Genomic DNA, 23122 nt, shown 5'->3' on the forward strand with positions numbered 1-23122 from the left:
ATTTATTTTCTCATGGGAGGAGTCATGCGCTGGATCCTGTTCATCTTTGTTTGTCTGGTGAGTCTCCCGACTCAGGCGGTGACGATACCTGGCGTCACTACGACAACGTCAACCAACGCGCAAACCGCGCCGGCGAAAGAGCCGGATGTTGAACAGAAGAAAGCGGCCTACGGCGCACTGGCTGATGTGCTGGAAAATGATGCCTCGCGCCAGGAACTGATCGGTCAGTTACGCAAAGTGGCGACAGCGCCCCCTGCCGAACCGGTGCCAACCATTGTTCCGCCCACGTTAACGGAAGAAAAAACGGTGCTGGAAAACGTCACGGATGTCACCCGCCACTACGGTGAGGCGCTCTCCAGCCGCTTTGCTCAGCTTTACCGCAATATTACCGATGCACCACACAAGACCTTCAACCCGCAAACGTTCACCAATGCCCTGACCCATTTTTTAATGCTGGCGGCGTCAGTGTTCGGTTTTTTCTGGCTGCTTCGCCTGTGCGCGCTGCCGCTGTATCGCAAAATGGGGCAATGGGCACGACGGAAAAACCGCGAACGCAGCAACTGGCTCCAGCTTCCGGCGATGATCATCGGCGCATTCATTATCGATTTGCTTCTGCTGGCGCTGACTTTGTTTGTCGGGCAGATACTGAGCGACAGAATGAACGCCGGTAGCCGCACTATCGCCTTTCAGCAAAGTCTGTTTCTCAATGCCTTTGCGCTGATTGAGTTCTTCAAAGCCATTCTGCGCCTGATATTTTGCCCAACGGTGGCCGAACTGCGCCCGTTTAACATTCAGGATGCCGGTGCGCGCTACTGGAATCGCCGTTTAAGTTCATTGAGCAGCCTGATTGGATACGGACTTATCGTTGCCGTGCCCATTATCTCGAATCAGGTCAACGTGCAGGTCGGTGCGATGGCAAACGTCATCATCATGCTGTGTATCACGCTATGGGCGCTGTACCTGATTTTCAGAAACAAGAAAGAGATAACGCAGCATTTGCTGAATCTGGCGGAAAGATCGTTAGCGTTTTTCAGCCTGTTTATCCGCGCCTTTGCACTGGTATGGCATTGGCTGGCCAGCGCCTACTTCATTGTGCTGTTTTTCTTCTCGCTGTTTGATCCTGGCAACAGCCTGAAATTCATGATGGGCGCTACGCTGCGCAGCCTGGTGATCATTGGGATCGCCGCTTTTGTTTCCGGTATGTTTTCCCGCTGGATAGCCAAAACTATTACCCTTTCGCCACACACCCAGCGCAGCTATCCGGAATTACAAAAACGGTTGAATGGCTGGCTGTCGACGGCGTTAAGCGTGGCCAGGATCCTGACGGTGTGCGTCGCGGTAATGCTGCTACTGAATGCCTGGGGATTGTTCGACTTCTGGAACTGGCTGCATTACGGCGCAGGAGAAAAAACGGTGGATATCCTGATCCGTATCGCGCTGATTTTATTCTTCTCCGCCATCGGCTGGACGATCCTTGCCAGCCTGATTGAAAATCGTCTGGCTTCCGATATTCACGGCCGCCCGCTCCCCAGCGCCCGTACCCGCACCCTGCTGACGCTGTTTCGCAACGCGCTGGCGGTGATCATCAGCACGATCACCATCATGATTGTGCTATCCGAAATTGGCGTCAATATCGCGCCCTTACTGGCCGGGGCCGGGGCGCTGGGGCTGGCTATCTCTTTCGGCTCGCAAACACTGGTAAAAGATATTATTACCGGGATCTTTATTCAGTTCGAAAATGGCATGAACACAGGTGACCTGGTGACCATCGGTCCACTCACCGGTACGGTTGAACGGATGTCCATCCGCTCTGTGGGCGTCCGTCAGGACACCGGGGCGTACCATATCATTCCCTGGTCATCGATAACGACCTTCGCCAACTTTGTGCGCGGGATTGGATCTGTCGTCGCCAATTACGACGTAGACCGCCATGAGGATGCAGATAAAGCGAATCAGGCGTTGAAAGACGCTGTGGCTGCAGTGATGGAACAGGACGATATTCGCGGGCTGATTATTGGCGAGCCGTCGTTTGCCGGGATTGTGGGGTTAACCAATACGGCCTTCACGCTACGGGTCTCATTTACCACATTACCGCTGAAACAGTGGACGGTACGTTTCGCGCTCGACAGCCAGGTGAAGAAATACTTCGATCTGGCCAACGTACGCGCGCCGGTACAGACCTATCAGGTTTTGCCTGCACCGGTGAATGGCCCTGCGTCGGCAGCAAGCGAACCGCTGCCGCCAACCGAGCCAACGCTTTAGCGTTTACGCGCCATAAAACGGCGACGCTGATCGTTATCCATAAAGGTCCAGGCAATAAAGCGACTCTGCTTTTGCCCCTGGGCCATCTCTTTCTTAACCACTTTCACCGCGCCCGCATCCGTTAACGCATGGTACAGCGGAGGCAAATTCTCACCGCGCGAAACCAGCGTGGTGAACCACATCACCTGACGGCCAAAGGCCTGGCTTTCGGCGATCATTTTTTTGATGAACGCCACTTCACCGCCTTCACACCACAGCTCCTGCTGCTGCCCGCCAAAGTTCAGCGCATCATCTTTATCCTGCCCCAGATTACGACGTTTGCGCTCGCTTCCGGCGCGGGCTGAAGCCGCAGAATCATGGAATGGCGGGTTACACAATGTGGCTTCATATTGCTCATTCTTGTGAATGATACCGTTGAAGATTGCCGTAGCATCTTTCTGGCGACGCAGACGAATAGCACGGGTTAACCCCGGATTGGCGTTTACGATCGCCTGAGCGCTGTTAAACGCTTCGCTACTGGTCTCACTACCGGTGAATCGCCAGCCATATTCATGCACGCCGATCAACGGATAAATACAGTTTGCCCCAACTCCCACGTCCAGCACGCTCGCATTTGCCGGAATGGTTCCGCTGGTTTCACCTAACAGGTCGGCCAGATGGTGAATGTAGTCAGCGCGACCAGGAACCGGCGGGCACAGAAAACCGTCTGGAATATCCCAGTTTTTCACCGCATAAAAATGCGCCAGCAGTGCTTTATTGAGCGCCTTCACTGCCTGCGGATTCGCGAAATCAACACTCTGCTCGCCGCCTGGCGTGAGGGTGAGAAATTGCGTCAACTCGGGTGTAACCTGGCATAAAGTCGCAAGATCATAACGGCCATTGTGGCGGTTGCGTGGGTGTAATCCCGGTTTCTGGGGGGGCATAGCATTCTCCTTTTAACAGCGGCGTAAGATACCCGCATAACGCCACGCGGTAAACACACAGCAAGGAAATTTGCTTTTTTTATACCTATTTGATGGCTTGCGGATTGTTCAAAAAACAGACAGCTCATCACCAGTTTTTTGCGGTAAATGTCATCCGCTGACGGCCTAAACTTATCAGGCACGACCTGTTGTTTCTCAGAGGATATCACCATGAAGAAATGCCTCACATTCCTTGCCGCTACCGTACTGACCGGCATGACATTTGCGTCCTTTGCTGCACAGCCCTACACCAGCCCTCAAACCGGCCAGCTACAAGCTTCCGGCACTGTTTTCGCTACCGGAGCTTCTAACCTGAGCGATCTCGAAGACAAGCTGGCAGAGAAAGCGAAAGAGCAAGGCGCAAAAGGCTTTGTCGTCAATTCTGCGGGCGGTAAAAACCAGATGTACGGCAGCGCAACTATCTATAAGTAGTCCCTCACCTTAGCCCAACTGCATTCACCCCGAATGCAGTTTGCTACCTGCTGTTCACGTCGTTCACCGCTCAAATTGTAATCATCATGTAGCAATTTTGAATCCAATGTAAATAAATGTATTTATTTTTGAATTAATGAATGCTAAAACGTCGCACTGATTAGTAATGCTTATCAAAATCATTATCAATTACACATTCACTCCCGCGAGGCCTGCAGGGTATAACATCCACAGAGATGTCCCTTCGCGCGAGTGAAACCGTCTACTCAAAAAATAATAAGTCACTCACTAACATGGATAAAAATCGCAATTTGCCTGCCAGTAGTTTTCATTCACTGACTTTTTTTGCCGGTCTGTGTATTGGCCTGTCTCCGGTAGCTCAGGCTGTCGCCGCGGGCGATCAAGATAAAAAACAAGAAGATACGTTGGTTGTTGAAGCGGCCAAACCTTCGTTATACGCCCCAACGCAGTCTGCCGACCCTAAGTTCTCCCGCCCGCTAGCGGATACAACCCGCACCATGACAGTGATTTCTGAGCAGGTGATTAAGGATCAAGGCGCAACCAATCTGACCGATGCGCTGAAAAACGTACCGGGCGTTGGCGCGTTTTTCGCCGGTGAGAACGGCAACTCCACTACCGGTGACGCGGTATACATGCGTGGTGCGGATACCTCGAACAGTATTTATATCGACGGTATCCGTGATATTGGCAGCGTTACGCGCGACACTTTCAATACCGAACAGGTTGAAGTGATCAAAGGCCCCTCCGGCACCGACTATGGCCGTAGCGCGCCAACGGGCTCCATCAATATGATCAGCAAACAGCCGCGCACCGACTCAGGGATCGATGCCTCGGCCAGCGTCGGTAGCGCCTGGTTCCGCCGTGGTACGCTGGACATTAACCAGGTCATCGGCGAGACCACCGCTGCACGGTTAAACCTGATGGGTGAAAAAACGCATGATGCCGGTCGCGATAACGTTAAGAATGAACGTTATGGTGTGGCCCCCTCGCTCGCCTTTGGCTTAGGCACTGAGAACCGACTGTATCTGAACTATCTGCATGTCACCCAGCACAACACCCCGGATGGCGGTGTCCCCACCATCGGTCTGCCGGGATATTCCGCGCCTTCCGCGGGGACAGCAGCACTGAATCAGTCAGGAAAAGTGGATACGCATAACTTCTACGGTACCAACTCGGATTACGACGATTCAACGACCGATACCGCAACGATGCGTTTTGAACATGACCTGAGCGACAGCACCACTATTCGCAACACCACCCGCTGGTCACGCATTAAGCAGGATTATCTGATGACGGCGGTGATGGGCGGCGCGACTAACATCACTCAACCCACCAGCAGCGTCGACACCTGGACCTGGTCACGCCTGGCAAATACCAAAGATGTCAGCAATAAGATCCTGACCAACCAAACCAACCTGACCTCAAAATTTTACACCGGATCCATCGGTCACGACATCAGCACCGGCGTGGAGCTAACGCGTGAAACGCAAACCAACTATGGTGTAAACCCGATCACCCCGCCGCCGGTAAATATCTATCATCCCGACAGCAATGTGAATATCGGCGGATTGTCTCGTAACGGCGCTAATGCTAACGGGCAAACCGATACCTTCGGTGTATACGCCTTTGATACGCTACAGATTACCCGTGAGTTTGAACTAAACGGTGGTATTCGCCTCGACAATTACCGCACGGAATATGACAGCGCCACTGCTTGCGGCGCTTCTGGTCGCGGCGCGGTCGCGTGTCCGACAGGCGTGGCGAAAGGTTCTCCGGTCACCACCGTGGATACTGCCAAATCAGGCAATCTGGTGAACTGGAAAGCGGGCGCGCTGTATCACCTGACCGATAACGGTAACGTTTACATTAACTACGCCGTTTCTCAGCAACCGCCGGGCGGCAGCAACTTTGCCCTCGCTCAGGGCGGAAGCGGTAACAGTGCGAACCGTACCGATTTCAAACCACAGAAAGCAAAAACCAGCGAGATCGGCACCAAATGGGAGGTGCTGGATAAGCGCCTGCTGTTAACTGCCGCGATTTTCCGTACGGATATTGAGAACGAAGTTGAGCAGAACGACGACGGCACATATTCCCAGTACGGGGAGAAGCGCGTTGAAGGTTACGAACTCTCGGTAGCAGGGAACATCACTCCCGCATGGCAGGTTATTGGGGGTTACACCCAGCAGCGCGCGACGATCCACAGCGGCAAAAACGTTGCTCAGGATGGTTCTTCATCTCTGCCGTATACGCCAGAACATGCGTTCACGCTGTGGAACCAGTACCAGGCTACCGATAATATTTCCGTTGGCGCGGGCGCTCGCTACGTGGGCAGTATGCATCGCGGTTCCGACGGGGCCGTGGGTACGCCATCCTACACCGAAGGTTACTGGGTCGCCGACGCGAAACTGGGTTATCGCGTGAATCGCAATCTCGATTTCCAGTTGAACGTCTATAACCTGTTCGACACCGATTATGTATCCTCCATTAACAAGAGCGGATACCGTTACCATCCGGGTGAGCCAAGAACCTTCCTGCTCACGGCAAATATGCATTTCTGATCTTTTACGTGGGGCGTAAGCCCCACTTTCAGGAGAAACACTGATGATGTATCACATTCCCGGCATTCTGTCGGCGCAGGATGTCGCCTGGTTTCGCGAACAACTGGACGCTGCCGACTGGGTTGATGGCCGCGCAACCACCGGCGCTCAGGGCGCGCAGGTTAAAAACAACCAGCAGGTGAATACGCAAAGTGAACGTTACGGCGTTTTACAACAGGCGGTACAAAACGCGGTGAACAACAGCGCGTTATTCTTCGCCGCTGCATTACCGAAAACGCTTTCCACACCGCTGTTCAATCGCTACCAGCACAACGAGACCTACGGTTTTCACGTTGACGGCGCGGTGCGTAGTCATCCGGAAAACGGCTGGATGCGCACAGATCTTTCCGCCACCTTATTCCTGAGTAATCCCGACGATTATGAGGGAGGAGAGCTGCTGGTCAATGACACCTACGGCCAGCATGCGGTAAAACTTCCGGCAGGCGATCTGGTACTTTACCCTTCCAGCAGCCTGCACTGCGTTACGCCGGTGACCCGTGGGGTTCGGGTGGCATCCTTTATGTGGATCCAGTCGATGATCCGGGACGACAAAAATCGCGCCATGCTTTTTGAACTGGATAAAAACATCCAGTCCCTGAAGACACGTCATGGGGAGAGTAGCGAGATCCTGTCGCTTCTCAATCTCTACCATAACCTGCTGCGCGAATGGTCTGAAATCTGATACCGCTGACACGTGGTCGTTTTTCAGCCATCACATTCGCTATACTTATTCTGTAGACATCAGCAGGAGGTAGGTATGGCATCCGGATGGGCAAATGACGACGCTGTTAACGAACAGATCAACAATACTATTGAAGATGCTGTTGCCCGCGCCCGCGGTGAGTTACCGACGGGGGAAAGTCTGTATGAATGCGAAGAATGTGGTAATCCAATCCCTCAGGCCAGACGGGAGGCCGTGCCCGGCGTACGCTTGTGCATCACATGCCAGCAGGATAAAGATTCACATAGCGCTGCATTTTCAGGATATAATCGCAGAGGTTCGAAAGACAGCCAGCTACGTTGACTTATCTTTACCGAAAGTTTCAGCGCATACGATTTCCTTTACGAGCACGCTTTTTTGCACTCTGTGTAGCAAAATGTGCCGTTGTCGGTTTCTCTGTAAAGCGCAATGACAAGAACTGTAAATCCCTCTTTCGAATTTATTAATATTCAATAAGTTATTTGTCATTCAATTTTTTTGATTGATGTAGTCAATTCTATTCGATTTTATCTCGCATAAAAAAACGTGATACTTCTCACATCGACGAAACAACGTCTTCTTAAAGAACACTGACTAACAGAACAAACCTGCGAGAAATTAATCATGAAAAATATCAAATTTGCTGTTGCCGCCATCGCTCTGTCTACCCTGTCATTTGGCGTTTTCGCTGCCGAGCCAGTTTCCTCTACTCAGGCGCAAAACATGAACAAAATTGGTGTGGTATCTGCTGACGGCGCCACCACGCTGGACGGCCTGGAAGCAAAACTGGCTGAAAAAGCGACTGCAGCTGGTGCAACGGGTTACAGCATCACTTCCGCTATCGGCAAAGACAAAATGAGCGGCACCGCGGTTATCTATAAATAACCGAAAGATTACCTGTACGACCCAATGCTCCAACCCTCATTGACCCTGTTTGTTACCCTTTGTTTGCCCGTCCGCCACTGGACGGGCTTTTTTTTGCTTAGTGTTCCAGTCGTTGACGGAATTCCTGCAACACGGCGTCTGGCATCCCTATTTGCAACGCCGCCTCGCAAATCGCCTGCCAGCTTCCGGCATCCAGCGGAATACCTTGCTCCAGCCGTTCTTCACGAGTATTCACCTCCCACTCCCCTGGCAACAGGATCGGGGCATCTTCAGCATGGGGGGACGCTTTCACCCACTTAGCAAATGCCGCGACCTGGTTGTCGCAGTCCGGCGCGCCAAACAGTTCCGGATTCATAATGATGGTCGTCATACAGTTAATGATGGCGTCCGCGCTGGTCTGCAGGCTCTCTTCATGTGTGGTTTTACCACCAGAAAGCGCTCCCCCCATAATTTCGCACATTGCCGCCAGCGCATAACCTTTGTGTTGGGCGAAGGTCAGCAACGACCCCAGCGGAGAGACCTGCATTACGGCGGGATCGGTTGTGGGTACCCCATTAGCATCAATCAGGCATCCCGGAGCCACCGGCTCACCCTTGTGCCATGCCACACGGGTTTTGCCAAACGCGATGGCGCTGGTTGCATAGTCCAGCAACAACGGGAACGTATTTTTACGTGGGAACACCACACAGAAGGGGTTGGTGCCAAATCGACTATCGCGGCCATGAAACGGTGCGACCATCGGGATCCCTACCACATTCACAAAGTGCACCGAAACAAAACCCGCCGCCGCACATTGCTCCGCCCAGTAGCCAATACGTCCAATATGGTGCGAATTATGTAATGCCACGGCAGCGATACCGTACTGGCGCGCTTTTTCGATCCCAAGCGTAATTGCCTCGTGGGCCGCCACCTGACCAAATGCGCAGTCGCCGTCAAGCGTAATCACCGCTCCCGCATCGTTGACCACTTTGGCATGGCGGTTGATCTGCAGGTGTCCCTGCGAAAATGAGCGAATATAACTTGGGATCATGCCGATACCGTGGGAGTCGTGGCCGGCGAGGTTAGAGGCTATCAGATGATCGGCCACCAGCCGCGCCTCCAGCTCATTGCTTCCCATCTGGTGAAAAACGGCCTGGATAAAGGCGTGCAGTGTTGGCGCATGGAAGCGATGTCCACTGTTCATTGTTATCTCCTGTTGTGTCGCGTGTTGATTGTGGTTCTTATTTTTCAACAAACTATGCTGCGCCACAGCGCTCAGGAGATCAATAAACGTGCAGAAATTTCACGTTGCCGGAAAGCGTGAACCGACGGGACTGGCAAATGACCCGTCGGGAGAAAGAAAAATCAGAAGCTTTGCTCGACGCGGTCAAGTCCTTCAGCCAGCGTCGCGGATTCACCGGTTGCTACCAGGCAGCAGGCCATCTGGATTTTCAGCGATGCCGGAACCGGCTCACTGCCCGCCAGACAACGCTCAATCCAGCGCGCGGTAGTTTCCGGGTCTTTAGCCACCGGCAGTGGGACCGGCTCATCGGGCATCTCGCTCTGCCGGTCCTGTAGCACTCGCACGCCGGACGAATCTATCAGGCTTATCTGCGGGCAGCGCTGCGGGTTGGCGTACACTTCACCCTCGGTACCGTGCATCAACAGGGCACGCCCACCGATATCGCCGAAAAATTTCGCCACGCGCGATACGTATTCCGGGTGGGAAACGCTGGAAAGACGCAGCGCGGCATCTTCGGCAAACGGCGTGGCTAATTTAGCCAGCGTATGCGCACTGTTACGCACGCCCATTCGCCAGCGCATCGCCAGCTGTTGTTCCAGCGGAGGACACAGCGCACTCACCGGGATAAATACCGGCTCATGGCCATCCAGCTTTGCCTGCGCCTGCCCGGCATGCAGCGTCGGCGCAATCCCCATCAGTTCGAAAATGGTTTCAGTCAGCACGCGGGTTGGATCCTCGCTGACACCGTGCACCACCACCGGGAAGCCCAGTTTATGCAGTAAAATCGCCAGCAGCGGAGTCAAATTTGCCTGCTTGCGCGCGCCATTGTAGCTGGGAATGACAATCGGCATGGGTTTGGCCACTGGCGGAGTCAGGCGAATGGTGTGGTTCTGCATCGCTTCGTAAAAGCCCAGCATCTCCGCTTCGCCTTCGCCTTTAATACGCAGCGCAATCAGTACACCGCCCATCTCAAGATCGGGCACCTCGCCGTTCATAATATGGGTATACAGTCCGCGAGCAGTATCCTTATCCAGGTCACGCGCGTGATTTTTTCCTCGCCCAATCTCTTTGATGATTTTGCGGTAATCCATCGATAACTCCTTGCCTGTTGCTCGCATCGTTAACGCCGACGGCGACGCGTGGGTTTCGCTTTTTCTTTTGGTTTTACTATAACGTCTGGCACAGCAGGTTGCTCTATCGGAAATATGGGTAATGCGTTCAGTAAACGCTTGCCATAGCTTTTGGTCAATAAACGCTTGTCATAAATAACCACTTCTCCCCAGCAGCCGTGGCTACGAATGAGTCGCCCAACCTGCTGGATCAAATTGAATGACGCCGCGGGCAAGCTCTGCACCTCAAAGGGGTAGCGGTTCAGGCTTTTCAGCCACTCGCCCTCGGTGATCACCACCGGGCTGTCGATAGGCGGAAAAGCAATTTTGTGAATATGCACCTGGGTCAGCAAGTCGCCTTTCAAATCCAGACCTTCGGCAAAAGATTGCAGCCCAATCAGTACGCTACGCTCGCCGTTGGTCACCCGCTTGCGGTGCAGCTCCACCAGTCGATAGCGCGGCTGGTCGCCCTGTACCAGCAACAGCAGGCGCAGATCGGTAACGTGCTCAAGAAAACGCTGCATTGCCCGACCGCTGGCAAAGAGTACCAGCATGCCCTGATGCTTTTTACTTTCCAGCTGTTCGCGGAAATAGGCGGCCATTTCCGCGATATGCTGCTCTTCGTTATCAATTGACGGTTCGTAGCGCATCTGCGGAATGACGATTTTGCCTTGCTCAACGTGATTAAACGGTGAATCCAGCGCGATAAACCGGTCCCCTGCTTTTTCTTTCAGCCCGCTCATCTCCTGCAAACGCGAGAAGCTGTTGAGCGAACGCAGCGTGGCGGAGGTCACGATAATATGCGGTACGCTGCGCCACAGCAGTCGTTCAAGCTGATCGCTCACGCGGATCCCCACACAGTGGAACCAGACGTGGATCTGCCCGTCACGCACTTCGCGCGTCGCCCATTTACTCACCGGCGCGCCTGACGACTGCGCGAGCGAAGCCAGCCGCCACAGTTTGCTTTGCGCCTCAAACATGCCCAAAGCCCGATTCATCTGCAAAATAACCCTATGCAGACGCACAATATCGTGGGTGCCGGTTTTTTCGCTGAGATCGTTGAGGAACAGTTCCGCCAGACCGCGCAGCATTTCTGTTAGCTTCGCCAGACGCTGACAAATCTCCATCACTTCCGCAGGCAGTTCGCCCATCGCGAAGCGGTGTTCCGCCTCCTGGGTCGCAGGCATGTACAGATTAAGAATGTTATTGAGCGATGAAATCAGCTCATACAGTTCCTCACAGTGACCGCTCAGACGCTCGGCATTCGCCAGCGGCGGCGTGGTTTTTGGACGAAACTGTTCCAGGCAGGTGGCTACTAATTTGCAAAACAGATCCAACTGCAGCCGATACCAGGGGGCGCTGATTTCTGCGCTCATCTCCAGCGCATCGCGCGCGACGTCCGGCAAATGGTGACCTTCATCAAGGACCAGCAGCAGGTTCTTCGGCTCCGGCAAAACAGCTTCGCTTTCCATGGCCGCCATCACCAGCGCGTGGTTAGCCACCACCACTTCGGCTTCCTGAATCTCACGGCGGGCGACAAAAAAGGGGCATTCACGATAGTAGTGACAGTTACGATTCAAACAGCTGGCTTTATCAGTGCTCAGACGCTGCCAGAGTCCGTCGTCGATAGCGATATCCGTGTGATCGCGCAGCCCGTCCCACTTGTAGCTGTCGAGATCGCCTTTTAGCCTGGCGCAGCGCTTTTGTTCTTCCTTGTTGTTGGGCGTCAGGTCATCGTCGAGAAAGGCCAACAGATCCTGCTGATTGGGTTCGCTACTGGCCAGCGCCGCTAAATTACGCGGGCAGACATAACGCCCGCGACCAAACGCGGCGGTAAAACGCAGATCGGGGATAATTTTGCGCAGCAGCGGTAAATCTTTGCTGTAGATCTGATCCTGTAAAGCAACGTTGGCGGTACTGACCACCAGCGTTTTTTGTTCTTCACGCGCTATGGCAATACCGGGAATCAGGTACGACAGCGTTTTCCCCACCCCGGTCGGCGCTTCAATTGCCAGATGCCGCCCTTCTTCCCCGGTAAGCGTTTTCGCGACGTCAGCAATCATCTGCCGCTGCGGCGCACGGGGAATAAAGTCGGGGATCTGTTCCTGAAGCGCCTTATACCAGGCGGCAATTTGCGCTTTTAGCGCAGCCGTTAGTGCCATGAGAAAACCTGAAATACTGTATAAACAGCCACTATTGTGGCACTTTCTGATACGTGTCGCAAAAAGAAAAGCCCGACCTTTCGGCCGGGCTCGCAATTACTGCGCTGTAGACGGTTTGCGCGGACGGCGCGGTGGACGAGGCTTATCGCCCGCCGGTTTGCCTTCGCCGCTACGCGGTTTCGCTTTTGGCGCACCGCCATCCTGACGACGCGGCTGCTGACCACGCCCTGCTCCACCCTGACCGCGACCACCGCCGCCACGCTGCTGGCGACCATTCTGGATCGGCTCGGCTTTGATGGACGGGTCTGGCTCGTAGCCTGGCATCGCAATTCGCGGGATCTCTTTTTTCAGCAGCTTCTCGATGTCACGCAGCAACTTGTGTTCATCGACGCACACCAGAGACAACGCTTCGCCGGTAGCGGCCGCACGACCGGTACGACCAATACGGTGCACGTAATCTTCCGGGACGTTTGGCAGCTCGTAGTTCACCACGTGCGGCAGCTCTTCAATATCCAGACCACGTGCGGCAATATCGGTCGCCACCAGCACACGAATATCACCGGATTTAAAATCAGCCAGCGCACGCGTACGCGCCCCCTGAGATTTATTACCGTGGATCGCCGCGCTGCGAATGCCGTCTTTATTCAGCTGTTCCGCCAGATGGTTCGCACCATGTTTGGTACGGGTAAACACCAGCACCTGCTGCCAGTTGCCCTGACCAATCATCTGCGACAACAGTTCACGTTTACGCTTTTTATCAACAAAATGAACGTGCTGAGTCACCTGCTCTGACGCGGTATTACGGCGCGCCACTTCGATTTCCAGCGGATTGTGCAGCAGCTTTTCGGCCAGCGACTTAATATCATCAGAGAATGTTGCTGAGAACAGCAGGTTCTGGCGTTTTGCCGGCAGTTTCGCCAGAACGCGACGGATATCATGAATAAAGCCCATATCCAGCATGCGGTCAGCTTCATCCAGTACCAGAATCTCAACCTGATCCAGTTTCACCGCATTCTGGTGTTCCAGATCGAGCAAACGACCAGGCGTGGCGATCAGCACATCCACACCGCCGCGCAGCTTCATCATCTGCGGGTTAATGCTCACGCCGCCGAAGACCACCAGCGAGCGAATATTCAGATACTTACTGTAATCACGTACGTTTTCGCCAATCTGGGCCGCCAGTTCGCGAGTTGGCGTGAGGATCAGCGCACGCACCGGACGACGGCTTTTGCCATGCGGCTGATGGGTGATCAGGTGCTGCAACAGCGGCAGGGTAAAACCTGCCGTTTTCCCCGTACCGGTCTGGGCGCTAGCCATCAGATCGCGGCCTTCCAGCACGGCAGGGATCGCCTGCTGCTGAATAGGGGTAGGTTCACGGTAACCCTGCTCGGCAACGGCACGTAAAATATCAGGGTTTAAACCAAGGGAATCAAAAGACATAACAACTCCGAACCACCCTGACCGTTACCGGTGTCGTTTTCAGGGAGATACATATAATAAAGATGACAAAAACCACAATGTCATGAAGGGGCGGAGTGTAGCAGTTTTTGTGATGTGCCGCATAAATTATCCCTGCGCTGAAAAATAACGGTCCGGACTGGACAAGGTTACACATCAGTCATAATCTTAATCAATCGATTGATTAAGATCTGAGTCGTGCTATGAATACACCCACCATGACAACCAAAGGTGAACAGGCGAAAAATCAGCTCATTGCCGCCGCGCTGGCGCAGTTTGGCGAGTATGGTCTGCACGCCACTACTCGCGATATCGCCGCGCAGGCCGGGCAAAATATTGCTGCCATCACCTACTATTTTGGCTCAAAAGAGGATTTATATCTCGCCTGCGCCCAGTGGATTGCGGATTTTATCGGCTCACAGTTTCGCCCGCATGCTGAAGAAGCCGAGCGTCTGTTTGCTCAGCCGGAACCGGATCGTGGCGCGATGCGCGAACTGATCCTCCGCGCCTGCAAAAATATGATCATGCTGTTAACCCAGGACGATACCGTTAACCTGAGCAAATTTATTTCGCGCGAACAGCTTTCCCCCACCGCGGCTTATCAACTGGTGCACGACCAGGTTATCAATCCGCTACATACTCACCTGACGCGCCTGATTGCTGCCTATACCGGCGGCGATGCCAACGATACCCAAATGATCCTGCACACCCACGCCCTACTCGGCGAGGTACTGGCCTTTCGTCTGGGGAAAGAAACCATTCTGTTGCGTACGGGCTGGTCACAATTTGATGAGGATAAAACCGCGCTGATTGACCAAACGATCACCTGTCACATCGATCTTATTCTGCAAGGTTTAACGCAAAGGAGTCTGGAGTCATGAAAAAACCTGTCGTTCTCGGGCTGGTCATCGCGGCCCTCGTTGCCGTGATTGCCGGTGGAACGTGGTGGTATCAAAGTCGGCAAGATAACGGTCTGACGCTGTACGGCAATGTCGATATCCGTAGCGTCAACCTGAGTTTTCGCGTCGGCGGCAGGCTGGCCTCGCTGGCGGTTGACGAAGGCGATGCCATTACCGCCGGTCAGGTGCTGGGCGAACTGGACCGTGCACCGTACGAAAACGCATTAATGCAGGCAAAAGCGAATGTTGCCGCCGCGCAGGCGCAATACGATCTGATGCTGGCAGGGTATCGTGAAGAGGAGATCGCGCAAACCGCAGCGGCAGTCAAACAGGCGCAGGCAGCCTATGATTACGCGCAAAACTTTTACAATCGGCAGGTGGGATTGTGGAAAAGCCGCACTATCTCCGCCAACGATCTGGAAAACGCCCGTTCATCACGCGATCAGGCTCTGGCCTCTCTGAAATCCGCACAGGATAAACTCAGCCAATACCGCAGCGGTAATCGTGTGCAGGACATCGAGCAGGCGAAAGCCACGCTCGAACAAGCTCAGGCCGAGCTGGCCCAGGCAGAGCTTAATTTGCATGACACCACGCTGACCTCGCCGTCTGACGGCACGTTACTCACCCGTGCGGTCGAACCCGGCAGCATGTTGAACGAAGGGGGCACGGTACTGACGCTGTCACTCACGCGTCCGGTATGGGTTCGTGCCTACGTTGACGAACGAAATCTGAGCCAGGCGCAGCCAGGACGCGAAATCCTGCTTTACACCGATGGCCGTCCGGACAAACCGTATCACGGTAAAATCGGCTTCGTGTCGCCCACCGCCGAGTTTACCCCAAAAACAGTCGAGACCCCTGACCTGCGCACCGACCTGGTTTATCGCCTGCGTATTGTGGTGACCGACGCGGACGATGCGCTGCGCCAGGGAATGCCGGTAACGATAAAGTTCAGCGATGAGGCACGGCATGAATGACGCCGTCATTACGCTGAATGGACTGACGAAAAACTTTGCCGGAATGGATAAACCGGCCGTCGCCCCGCTCGACTGTACCGTTCATGCGGGCTACGTGACCGGGCTGGTCGGGCCGGATGGCGCTGGCAAAACCACGCTGATGCGAATGCTGGCAGGGCTGTTGAAACCCGACGCCGGTAGCGCAACGGTAATTGGTTTTGATCCCATCAAAGACGACAGCGCGCTGCATGCGGTACTGGGTTACATGCCGCAGAAATTTGGTCTGTATGAAGATTTGACCGTCATGGAGAACCTCAATCTCTATGCAGATTTACGTAGCGTTACCGGTGAAGCGCGAGAAAAAACCTTTGCCCGGTTACTGGAATTTACCTCGCTGGGGCCGTTTACCGGACGCCTGGCCGGCAAGCTTTCCGGCGGCATGAAACAGAAGCTCGGACTTGCCTGTACGCTGGTCGGTGAACCCAGCGTGTTACTGCTGGATGAGCCTAGCGTAGGCGTCGACCCTATTTCCCGTCGCGAACTGTGGCAAATGGTTCATGAACTGGCCGGGGACGGCATGCTGATCCTCTGGAGCACTTCGTATCTGGATGAAGCTGAACAATGCCGTGATGTGCTGCTGATGAACGAAGGTGAATTGCTGTATCAGGGCGATCCCACTCAGCTTACGCAAACCATGTCGGGTCGCAGCTTCCTGATGAGCAGTTCGCAGGAAAATAACCGCCGACTGCTGCAACGCACGTTAAAACTGCCGCAGGTTAGCGACGGGATGATTCAGGGGAAATCCGTCCGCTTAATCCTGAAAAAAGAAGCGACGGCCCAGCAGATTCAAAACGCTGACGGCATGCCGGAGATAACCATCAACGAAACCGCCCCCCGCTTCGAGGATGCCTTTATCGATTTACTTGGCGGGGCCGGAACATCGGAGTCCCCGCTGGGTGCTATCCTGCATACCGTGGAAGGCACGCCAGGTGAAACGGTGATCGAAGCCAAAGCGCTGACCAAAAAATTTGGCGATTTTGCCGCTACCGACCACGTAGACTTTGCCGTGCAGCGCGGCGAGATTTTTGGTTTGTTAGGGCCCAACGGCGCGGGCAAATCCACCACCTTTAAAATGATGTGCGGCCTGCTGGTCCCCACCTCGGGTAAAGCGCTGGTGCTGGACATGGACCTGAAGGTCAGCTCCGGTAAAGCGCGTCAGCATCTGGGTTATATGGCGCAGAAATTCTCCCTGTATGGCAACCTGACGGTTGAACAGAATCTGCGCTTTTTCTCCGGCGTCTACGGCCTGCGCGGTCGGGCGCAGAAGGAGAAAATCGAGCGGATGAGCGAGGCATTCGGGCTGAAGAGTATCGCCTCCCACGCCACCGACGAACTGCCGCTGGGCTTTAAACAGCGTCTGGCGCTGGCCTGTTCGCTGATGCATGAACCCGACATTCTGTTCCTCGATGAACCCACTTCCGGGGTCGATCCCCTCACCCGTCGGGAGTTCTGGTTACATATCAACAGCATGGTGGAAAAAGGCGTCACGGTGATGGTGACCACCCACTTTATGGATGAGGCAGAATACTGCGATCGCATCGGGCTGGTGTATCGCGGAAAACTGATTGCCAGCGGTACGCCGGACGACCTGAAAGCTCAGGCAGCTGACAGTGAGACGCCAGACCCGACCATGGAACAGGCCTTTATCACGCTAATCAATGACTGGGATAAGGAGCATACGCATGAGTAACTCCGTTCTCTCCTGGCGTCGCGTACGCGCGCTGTGTGTGAAAGAGACGCGCCAGATCGTCCGCGATCCCAGCAGTTGGCTGATTGCGGTGGTGATCCCGCTGCTGCTGCTGTTTATCTTCGGCTACGGGATCAACCTCGACTCCAGCAAGCTGCGGGTAGGGATTTTGCTCGAACAGCAAAGCGAAGAAGCGTTGGATTTTACCCATACCATGACCGGTTCACCGTATATTGAAGCCACCATCAGCGATAACCGTCAGGAATTGATTGAGAAAATGCAGGCCGGGCGCATTCGCGGGCTGGTGGTGATCCCGGTGGATTTCGCCCAGCAGATGGCGCGACCCAACGACGTGGCGCCGATCCAGGTGATCACCGACGGCAGTGAACCGAATACCGCTAACTTTGTACAGGGTTATGTCGAAGGCATCTGGCAGATTTGGCAACAACAGCGGGCGGAAGATCGCGGAGAATCATTTGAACCTTTGATCGACGTGCAGACCCGCTACTGGTTTAACCCGGCGGCCATCAGCCAACATTTTATTATTCCCGGGGCGGTAACCATCATCATGACGGTTATTGGCGCTATCCTCACCTCATTAGTGGTGGCACGCGAATGGGAGCGCGGAACCATGGAAGCGCTGTTGTCTACCGAAGTCACCCGCGTCGAACTGCTGCTGTGCAAACTGATCCCCTATTACTTTCTGGGCATGCTGGCGATGCTGCTGTGTATGCTGGTGTCGGTGTTTATTCTCGGCGTGCCCTATCGCGGTTCGTTGCTGATCCTGTTTTTCATTACCAGTCTGTTTCTGCTCAGCACGCTCGGCATGGGGTTGCTTATCTCCACCATCACCCGCAATCAGTTTAACGCCGCGCAGGTCGCGCTAAACGCCGCCTTCCTGCCCTCGATTATGCTGTCGGGTTTTATCTTCCAGATAGACAGCATGCCGGCGATTATCCGGGCAGTAACCTATATTATTCCGGCTCGTTATTTCGTCAGCACCCTACAAAGCCTGTTTCTGGCGGGAAATATTCCGGTGGTGCTGATTATCAACGTGCTGTTTTTAATCGCTTCGGCGGTGATGTTTATTGGCCTGACGTGGCTTAAAACCAAACGTCGGCTGGATTAAGGGGACGGGCATGTTTCATCGCTTATGGACATTAATTCGTAAAGAGCTGCAATCGCTGTTACGTGAACCGCAGACGCGAGCCATTCTGATTTTACCGGTGCTGATTCAGGTTATTCTGTTCCCGTTCGCGGCCACGCTGGAAGTCACCAACGCCACTATCGCTATCTATAACGAAGACAACGGTAAACATTCGGTGGAACTAACCCAGCGCTTCGCTCGCGCCAGCGCCTTTACGCACGTTCTGCTGCTGAAAAGCCCGCAGGAGATCCAGCCCACCATCGACACGCAAAAAGCCCTATTGCTGGTGCGTTTCCCGGCCAACTTTTCGCGTAATCTGGATACCTTCCAGCAGGCTCCCATGCAGATTATTCTCGACGGGCGTAACTCTAACAGTGCGCAAATTGCCGCGAATTATCTGCAGCAGATCGTTAAGGAGTATCAGCAGGAGCTGATGGACGGCAAGCCGAAACCGAACAACAGCGAGCTGGTGGTGCGTAACTGGTATAACCCGAATCTGGATTACAAATGGTTTGTGGTTCCGTCGCTGATCGCCATGATCACCACCATCGGCGTCATGATCGTCACTTCGCTCTCGGTTGCCCGCGAGCGCGAGCAAGGCACGCTGGATCAGCTGCTGGTCTCCCCGCTTACCACCTGGCAGATATTCATCGGTAAAGCGGTGCCCGCGTTAATTGTGGCAACGTTTCAGGCCACCATTGTGCTGGCGATCGGCATCTGGGCTTATCACATCCCCTTTGCCGGTTCATTGGCGCTGTTCTATTTCACGATGGTGATTTACGGGCTGTCGCTGGTCGGCTTTGGTCTGCTGATTTCATCACTGTGTGCCACCCAGCAGCAGGCATTTATCGGCGTGTTTGTGTTTATGATGCCGGCGATTTTACTTTCAGGCTACGTCTCGCCGGTCGAAAATATGCCGGTCTGGCTACAGAATCTGACGTGGATAAACCCAATCCGCCATTTTACGGACATCACGAAACAGATTTACCTGAAGGATGCGAGTCTGCAGATTGTGTGGGGAAGTTTGTGGCCGCTGTTGGTGATAGCGGCCACGACCGGCTCAGCGGCGTATGCGATGTTTAGACGCAAGGTGATGTAGCTTTTTGTCTTTCGCCAACAGCGAGACCACGGCGGGTCCGGCAAGGATCACCAGCCCCGCCAGGGCCAGCAAGACGTTGTTTTGCAGCACGCGCGACAGCAACCACAGTACGATCATCGCGGCACCGAAATACCACGTGGTAGTCAGTTCTTCCAGCACATCAGCTACGTCGCGCCACCGCTGTTCATGGTGACGTTGCAAGGCCAGCATTAATAAAACCGTTACGCCGTAAACGACGCATAATCCCAGGCCGACGCGCACCAGCGTACCGCTCATCCAGCCCATTACCAGCAACGCCACTACCAGTAAATGCAACACAATCTGCCAGCAACTTAGACCCGTTGCGACACGAACACGTTGTTGCCACCTCATGGCTTTTCTCCTGAAGGATTTTCAACTAATTATTCAGAGTACCGGACTTTACGGAAAATTCCGCAACACCGCATCTTTTTGTGACGACGACTACACTATTTTATTTAGGAAGTGACGCCAACGGGAGGCTCATGAGCGGATCGGGAGTTCAATTTTCATTCAATGTGCTCACCATTAATACTCACAAAGGGTTCACCGCCTTCAACCGGCGTTTTATTTTGCCTGAGCTACGGGAGGCTGTCAGAACGGTCGGTGCAGACATTGTGTGCCTACAGGAAGTTATGGGCGCGCACGATGCTCACTCGCTGCAGATTGAGAACTGGCCGGATACCACCCACTACGAATTTCTGGCGGACACCATGTGGAGCGACTTCGCCTACGGGCGTAACGCCGTGTACCCGCAAGGGCATCACGGTAACGCGGTGCTGTCGCGTTATCCCATTGAACATTATGAAAATCGCGATGTGTCCGTCGGCGCGAGTGAAAAGCGCGGGGTCCTCTACTGCCGCATCGTGCCGCCAATGCTCTCGCACCCAATTCATGTCATGTGCGTGCATCTCGGTTTGCGTGAAGCACACCGTCAGGCCCAGCTCGCTATGCTGGCTGACTGGGTCAATGCCCTGCCCGACGCGGAGCCCGTGGTGATCGCCGGAGATTTTAACGACTGGCGGCAAACGGCCAATCACCCGTTGAAAGCCAGAGCCGGCCTTGACGAGATTTTTACCCGCGCCCACGGTCGCCCGGCGCGGACGTTTCCGGTGCAGTTTCCCCTGCTGCGTCTGGACAGGATCTATGTGAAAAACGCGAATGCCAGTACCCCAACGACGCTGGCGCTGCGTCACTGGCGACATTTGTCCGATCATGCCCCCCTGAGTGCGGAGATTCATTTATGAAAAATGGCTGGCGTGAAGGCAATCAAATTCAACTGCTGGAAAATGGCGATCAATACTATCCCGCCGTCTTTGACGCCATTGAACAGGCACAGCAAAAAATTATCCTTGAGACCTTTATCTGGTTTGAAGATGCGGTCGGAAAACAGCTGCATGCCGCCTTGCTCGGAGCCGCCCAGCGCGGAATCAAAGCAGAGGTGCTGCTGGACGGTTACGGCTCGCCGGATCTTAGCGACAGTTTTGTCGAAGAGTTGACCGTAGCTGGCGTTGTTTTCCGCTACTACGATCCGCGCCCGCGTCTGTTCGGTATGCGTACCAATCTCTTTCGCCGTATGCATCGCAAAATTGTGGTCATTGATGACCGTGTTGCCTTTGTCGGCGGCATCAATTATTCCGCTGAACACATGTCTGATTACGGTCCCGAGGCCAAGCAGGATTACGCCGTTCGCGTGGAAGGTCCTGTCGTGGCCGACATCCTGAAATTCGTGCTGGAGAACTTACCGGGACAGAGCGCCGTACGACGCTGGTGGCGACGTCATCACCGGGCAATTGAGAATCATCGGCCTGGCGAAGCGCAGGCGCTGTTTGTCTGGCGCGATAACGAAGAGCATCGCGATGATATTGAACGCCACTATTTGAAAATGCTGACCCAGGCCCGGCGGGAAGTGATCATTGCCAATGCCTATTTCTTTCCGGGTTATCGCCTGCTGCATGCCCTACGAAAAGCTGCGCGACGCGGTGTTCGGGTAAAACTCATCGTCCAGGGTGAACCGGATATGCCGATTGTGAAAGTGGGTGCCCGCCTGCTGTATAACTATCTGGTTAAAGGCGGCGTCCATGTCTATGAATACCGGCGTAAGCCCCTGCATGGTAAAGTCGCGCTGATGGACGATCATTGGGCGACGGTAGGTTCCAGCAATCTCGACCCGCTCAGTCTGTCGCTCAATCTGGAGGCAAATCTTATTATTCATGACCGCACGTTTAACCAGACCCTGCGTGACAACCTGAACCCCATTATTGCGCAGGACTGCAAGCGAGTTGATGAATCAATGCTGCCAAAACGCACCTGGTGGAACCTGACCAAAAGCGTGTTGGCCTTCCACTTTTTACGCCACTTCCCAGCGCTGGTCGGCTGGCTACCGGCGCATACCCCGCATCTGGCCGAGGTAGAACCACCCGCACAGCCAACTCTGGAAACCCAGGATCGTATTCCAACTGAGGATGCAGGAGGGGAAACCTGATGCCAAAAAACCACCGACGCTGGCGCTTAGCGAAAAAGATCCTCACATGGCTATTTTTTATTGCAGTCATCGTATTGCTGGTCGTTTATGCCAGTAAGGTCAACTGGCAGGAAGTATGGACGGTAATTCGCGATTACAATCGGAGCGCCCTGCTCAGCGCCGTAGGGCTGGTGATCGTCAGTTATTTACTTTACGGCTGCTATGACTTGCTCGGGCGCTACTACTGCGGGCACAAGCTGGCAAAACGCCAGGTCATGCTGGTGTCGTTTATCTGTTACGCCTTCAACCTGACGTTAAGCACATGGGTGGGCGGTATTGGGATGCGTTATCGTCTCTACTCGCGTCTCGGATTACCGGGGAGCACAATTACGCGAATTTTTTCACTGAGCATTACCACCAACTGGCTGGGCTATATTCTGCTGGGCGGTTTTATTTTCACCTTCGGCGTCGTTGAACTGCCCGCGCACTGGTATATCGATGAAGGTACGCTACGCCTCTTAGGCATTGCGCTGCTGCTGATGATTGTTGTTTATCTGTGGTTTTGCGCTTTCGCGAAACATCGCCATATCACCATCAAGGGCCAAAAACTGGTGCTGCCCTCCTGGAAATTTGCCCTCGCGCAAATGGCGATATCCGGTACTAACTGGATGGTAATGGGGGCGATTATCTGGCTGTTGCTGGGTCAGAATATCAACTATTTCTTCGTGCTGGGCGTGCTGCTGGTGAGCAGTATCGCCGGTGTTATCGTGCATATTCCGGCGGGGATTGGTGTGCTGGAGGCAGTCTTTATGGCGCTGCTGGCAGGAGAGAATACCTCTCAGGGGACAATCATTGCCGCCCTGCTCGCGTATCGCGTGCTGTACTATTTTATTCCGCTGCTGCTGGCGCTGATGTGCTATTTGCTGCTGGAGAGTCGGGCGAAAAAGTTGCGGGTAAAAAACGAGAAGGCGATGGCGAAATGATT

General features: G+C 54.2%; 20 protein-coding genes. 14 read left to right on the forward strand and 6 right to left on the reverse strand.

Annotation, left to right across the window (positions count from 1 at the left end):
• The first annotated feature begins 24 nt into the window (after positions 1-24).
• Positions 25-2262, forward strand: a complete 2238-nt coding sequence (gene ybiO / locus HV311_RS16665; RefSeq protein ID WP_191220204.1) for a mechanosensitive channel protein — start codon at positions 25-27, stop codon at positions 2260-2262.
• Here ybiO and rlmF read toward each other — a convergent pair.
• Positions 2259-3185, reverse strand: a complete 927-nt coding sequence (gene rlmF, locus HV311_RS16670) for a 23S rRNA (adenine(1618)-N(6))-methyltransferase RlmF (protein WP_047359435.1) — start codon at positions 3183-3185, stop codon at positions 2259-2261. The genes ybiO and rlmF overlap by 4 nt on opposite strands.
• 210 nt (positions 3186-3395) lie before the next feature.
• Here rlmF and mcbA point away from each other — a divergent pair, with 210 nt between their 5' ends.
• The 5 genes from mcbA to ybiJ all read left to right on the forward strand — a co-directional run bounded on the left by mcbA (position 3396) and on the right by ybiJ (position 7859).
• A complete protein-coding gene (gene mcbA, locus HV311_RS16675; protein WP_016152367.1) occupies positions 3396-3656 on the forward strand; it encodes a DUF1471 family periplasmic protein McbA in 261 nt (86 codons plus the stop codon).
• 293 nt (positions 3657-3949) lie between these two features.
• Positions 3950-6235 carry a catecholate siderophore receptor Fiu gene (locus HV311_RS16680; RefSeq protein ID WP_191220205.1) on the forward strand — a complete coding sequence of 762 codons (2286 nt, stop codon included), beginning with the start codon at positions 3950-3952 and terminating at the stop codon, positions 6233-6235.
• Between the two features lie 43 nt (positions 6236-6278).
• Complete coding sequence (gene ybiX, locus HV311_RS16685) at positions 6279-6956, forward strand: PKHD-type hydroxylase YbiX (protein ID WP_047501257.1); 678 nt, start codon at positions 6279-6281, stop codon at positions 6954-6956.
• A gap of 75 nt (positions 6957-7031) precedes the next feature.
• Positions 7032-7298: a DksA/TraR family C4-type zinc finger protein gene (locus tag HV311_RS16690; protein ID WP_003035233.1), complete on the forward strand. Its 267-nt coding sequence runs from the start codon at positions 7032-7034 to the stop codon at positions 7296-7298.
• Between the two features lie 300 nt (positions 7299-7598).
• Positions 7599-7859 carry a DUF1471 family protein YbiJ gene (gene ybiJ, locus HV311_RS16695; RefSeq protein WP_016152363.1) on the forward strand — a complete coding sequence of 87 codons (261 nt, stop codon included), beginning with the start codon at positions 7599-7601 and terminating at the stop codon, positions 7857-7859.
• 97 nt (positions 7860-7956) lie between these two features.
• Here ybiJ and HV311_RS16700 read toward each other — a convergent pair whose 3' ends face one another.
• The 4 genes from HV311_RS16700 to rhlE form a co-directional block, all read right to left on the reverse strand.
• On the reverse strand, positions 7957-9042 hold the full coding sequence (locus tag HV311_RS16700; protein WP_016156064.1) for a malate/lactate/ureidoglycolate dehydrogenase: 1086 nt from the start codon (positions 9040-9042) through the stop codon (positions 7957-7959).
• A 161-nt stretch (positions 9043-9203) separates the two neighbouring features.
• Positions 9204-10172 (reverse strand): DNA-binding protein YbiB, encoded by a 969-nt coding sequence (ybiB, locus tag HV311_RS16705; protein WP_103929052.1) that lies wholly within the window; start codon positions 10170-10172, stop codon positions 9204-9206.
• Between the two features lie 29 nt (positions 10173-10201).
• Positions 10202-12352 (reverse strand): ATP-dependent DNA helicase DinG, encoded by a 2151-nt coding sequence (gene dinG, locus HV311_RS16710; protein WP_191220206.1) that lies wholly within the window; start codon positions 12350-12352, stop codon positions 10202-10204.
• Positions 12353-12448: 96 nt separating this feature from the next.
• Positions 12449-13792: an ATP-dependent RNA helicase RhlE gene (rhlE, locus tag HV311_RS16715; protein WP_047415258.1), complete on the reverse strand. Its 1344-nt coding sequence runs from the start codon at positions 13790-13792 to the stop codon at positions 12449-12451.
• Positions 13793-14013: 221 nt separating this feature from the next.
• Between rhlE and cecR the strand changes: the two genes are divergently transcribed.
• Genes cecR through HV311_RS16740 form a run of 5 tightly spaced genes read left to right on the forward strand, consistent with a single transcriptional unit; the run spans position 14014 to position 19655 of the window.
• Positions 14014-14691 (forward strand): transcriptional regulator CecR, encoded by a 678-nt coding sequence (gene cecR, locus HV311_RS16720; protein WP_016152358.1) that lies wholly within the window; start codon positions 14014-14016, stop codon positions 14689-14691.
• Positions 14688-15683 carry a secretion protein HlyD gene (gene hlyD, locus HV311_RS16725; protein ID WP_016156061.1) on the forward strand — a complete coding sequence of 332 codons (996 nt, stop codon included), beginning with the start codon at positions 14688-14690 and terminating at the stop codon, positions 15681-15683. The genes cecR and hlyD overlap by 4 nt, the downstream gene beginning before the upstream one ends.
• The gene (locus tag HV311_RS16730; RefSeq protein ID WP_191220207.1) at positions 15676-17412 is read left to right on the forward strand and encodes an ATP-binding cassette domain-containing protein; all 1737 of its coding nucleotides are present in this window, start codon (positions 15676-15678) and stop codon (positions 17410-17412) included. The genes hlyD and HV311_RS16730 overlap by 8 nt, the downstream gene beginning before the upstream one ends.
• The gene (locus tag HV311_RS16735) at positions 17405-18538 is read left to right on the forward strand and encodes an ABC transporter permease (RefSeq protein ID WP_191220208.1); all 1134 of its coding nucleotides are present in this window, start codon (positions 17405-17407) and stop codon (positions 18536-18538) included. Before HV311_RS16730 ends, HV311_RS16735 begins: the two co-directional genes overlap by 8 nt.
• Before the next feature lie 10 nt (positions 18539-18548).
• On the forward strand, positions 18549-19655 hold the full coding sequence (locus HV311_RS16740; protein ID WP_016152354.1) for an ABC transporter permease: 1107 nt from the start codon (positions 18549-18551) through the stop codon (positions 19653-19655).
• Here HV311_RS16740 and HV311_RS16745 read toward each other — a convergent pair.
• A complete protein-coding gene (locus HV311_RS16745) occupies positions 19617-20027 on the reverse strand; it encodes a YbhQ family protein (RefSeq protein WP_016152353.1) in 411 nt (136 codons plus the stop codon). The genes HV311_RS16740 and HV311_RS16745 overlap by 39 nt on opposite strands.
• Positions 20028-20158: 131 nt before the next feature.
• Here HV311_RS16745 and HV311_RS16750 point away from each other — a divergent pair, with 131 nt between their 5' ends.
• From HV311_RS16750 to HV311_RS16760, 3 genes are read left to right on the forward strand one after another with little or no spacing between them, the layout of a single operon-like run.
• The gene (locus HV311_RS16750) at positions 20159-20920 is read left to right on the forward strand and encodes an endonuclease/exonuclease/phosphatase family protein (protein ID WP_016156057.1); all 762 of its coding nucleotides are present in this window, start codon (positions 20159-20161) and stop codon (positions 20918-20920) included.
• Complete coding sequence (gene clsB / locus HV311_RS16755; protein WP_080859036.1) at positions 20917-22158, forward strand: cardiolipin synthase ClsB; 1242 nt, start codon at positions 20917-20919, stop codon at positions 22156-22158. The genes HV311_RS16750 and clsB overlap by 4 nt, the downstream gene beginning before the upstream one ends.
• A complete protein-coding gene (locus HV311_RS16760) occupies positions 22158-23120 on the forward strand; it encodes a lysylphosphatidylglycerol synthase domain-containing protein (RefSeq protein ID WP_181635793.1) in 963 nt (320 codons plus the stop codon). The genes clsB and HV311_RS16760 overlap by 1 nt, the downstream gene beginning before the upstream one ends.
• Positions 23121-23122: the final 2 nt, after the last annotated feature.

Origin of the sequence: Citrobacter sp. RHBSTW-00881 (assembly GCF_013728515.1) — a bacterium.
Lineage (GTDB): Bacteria > Pseudomonadota > Gammaproteobacteria > Enterobacterales > Enterobacteriaceae > Citrobacter > Citrobacter braakii.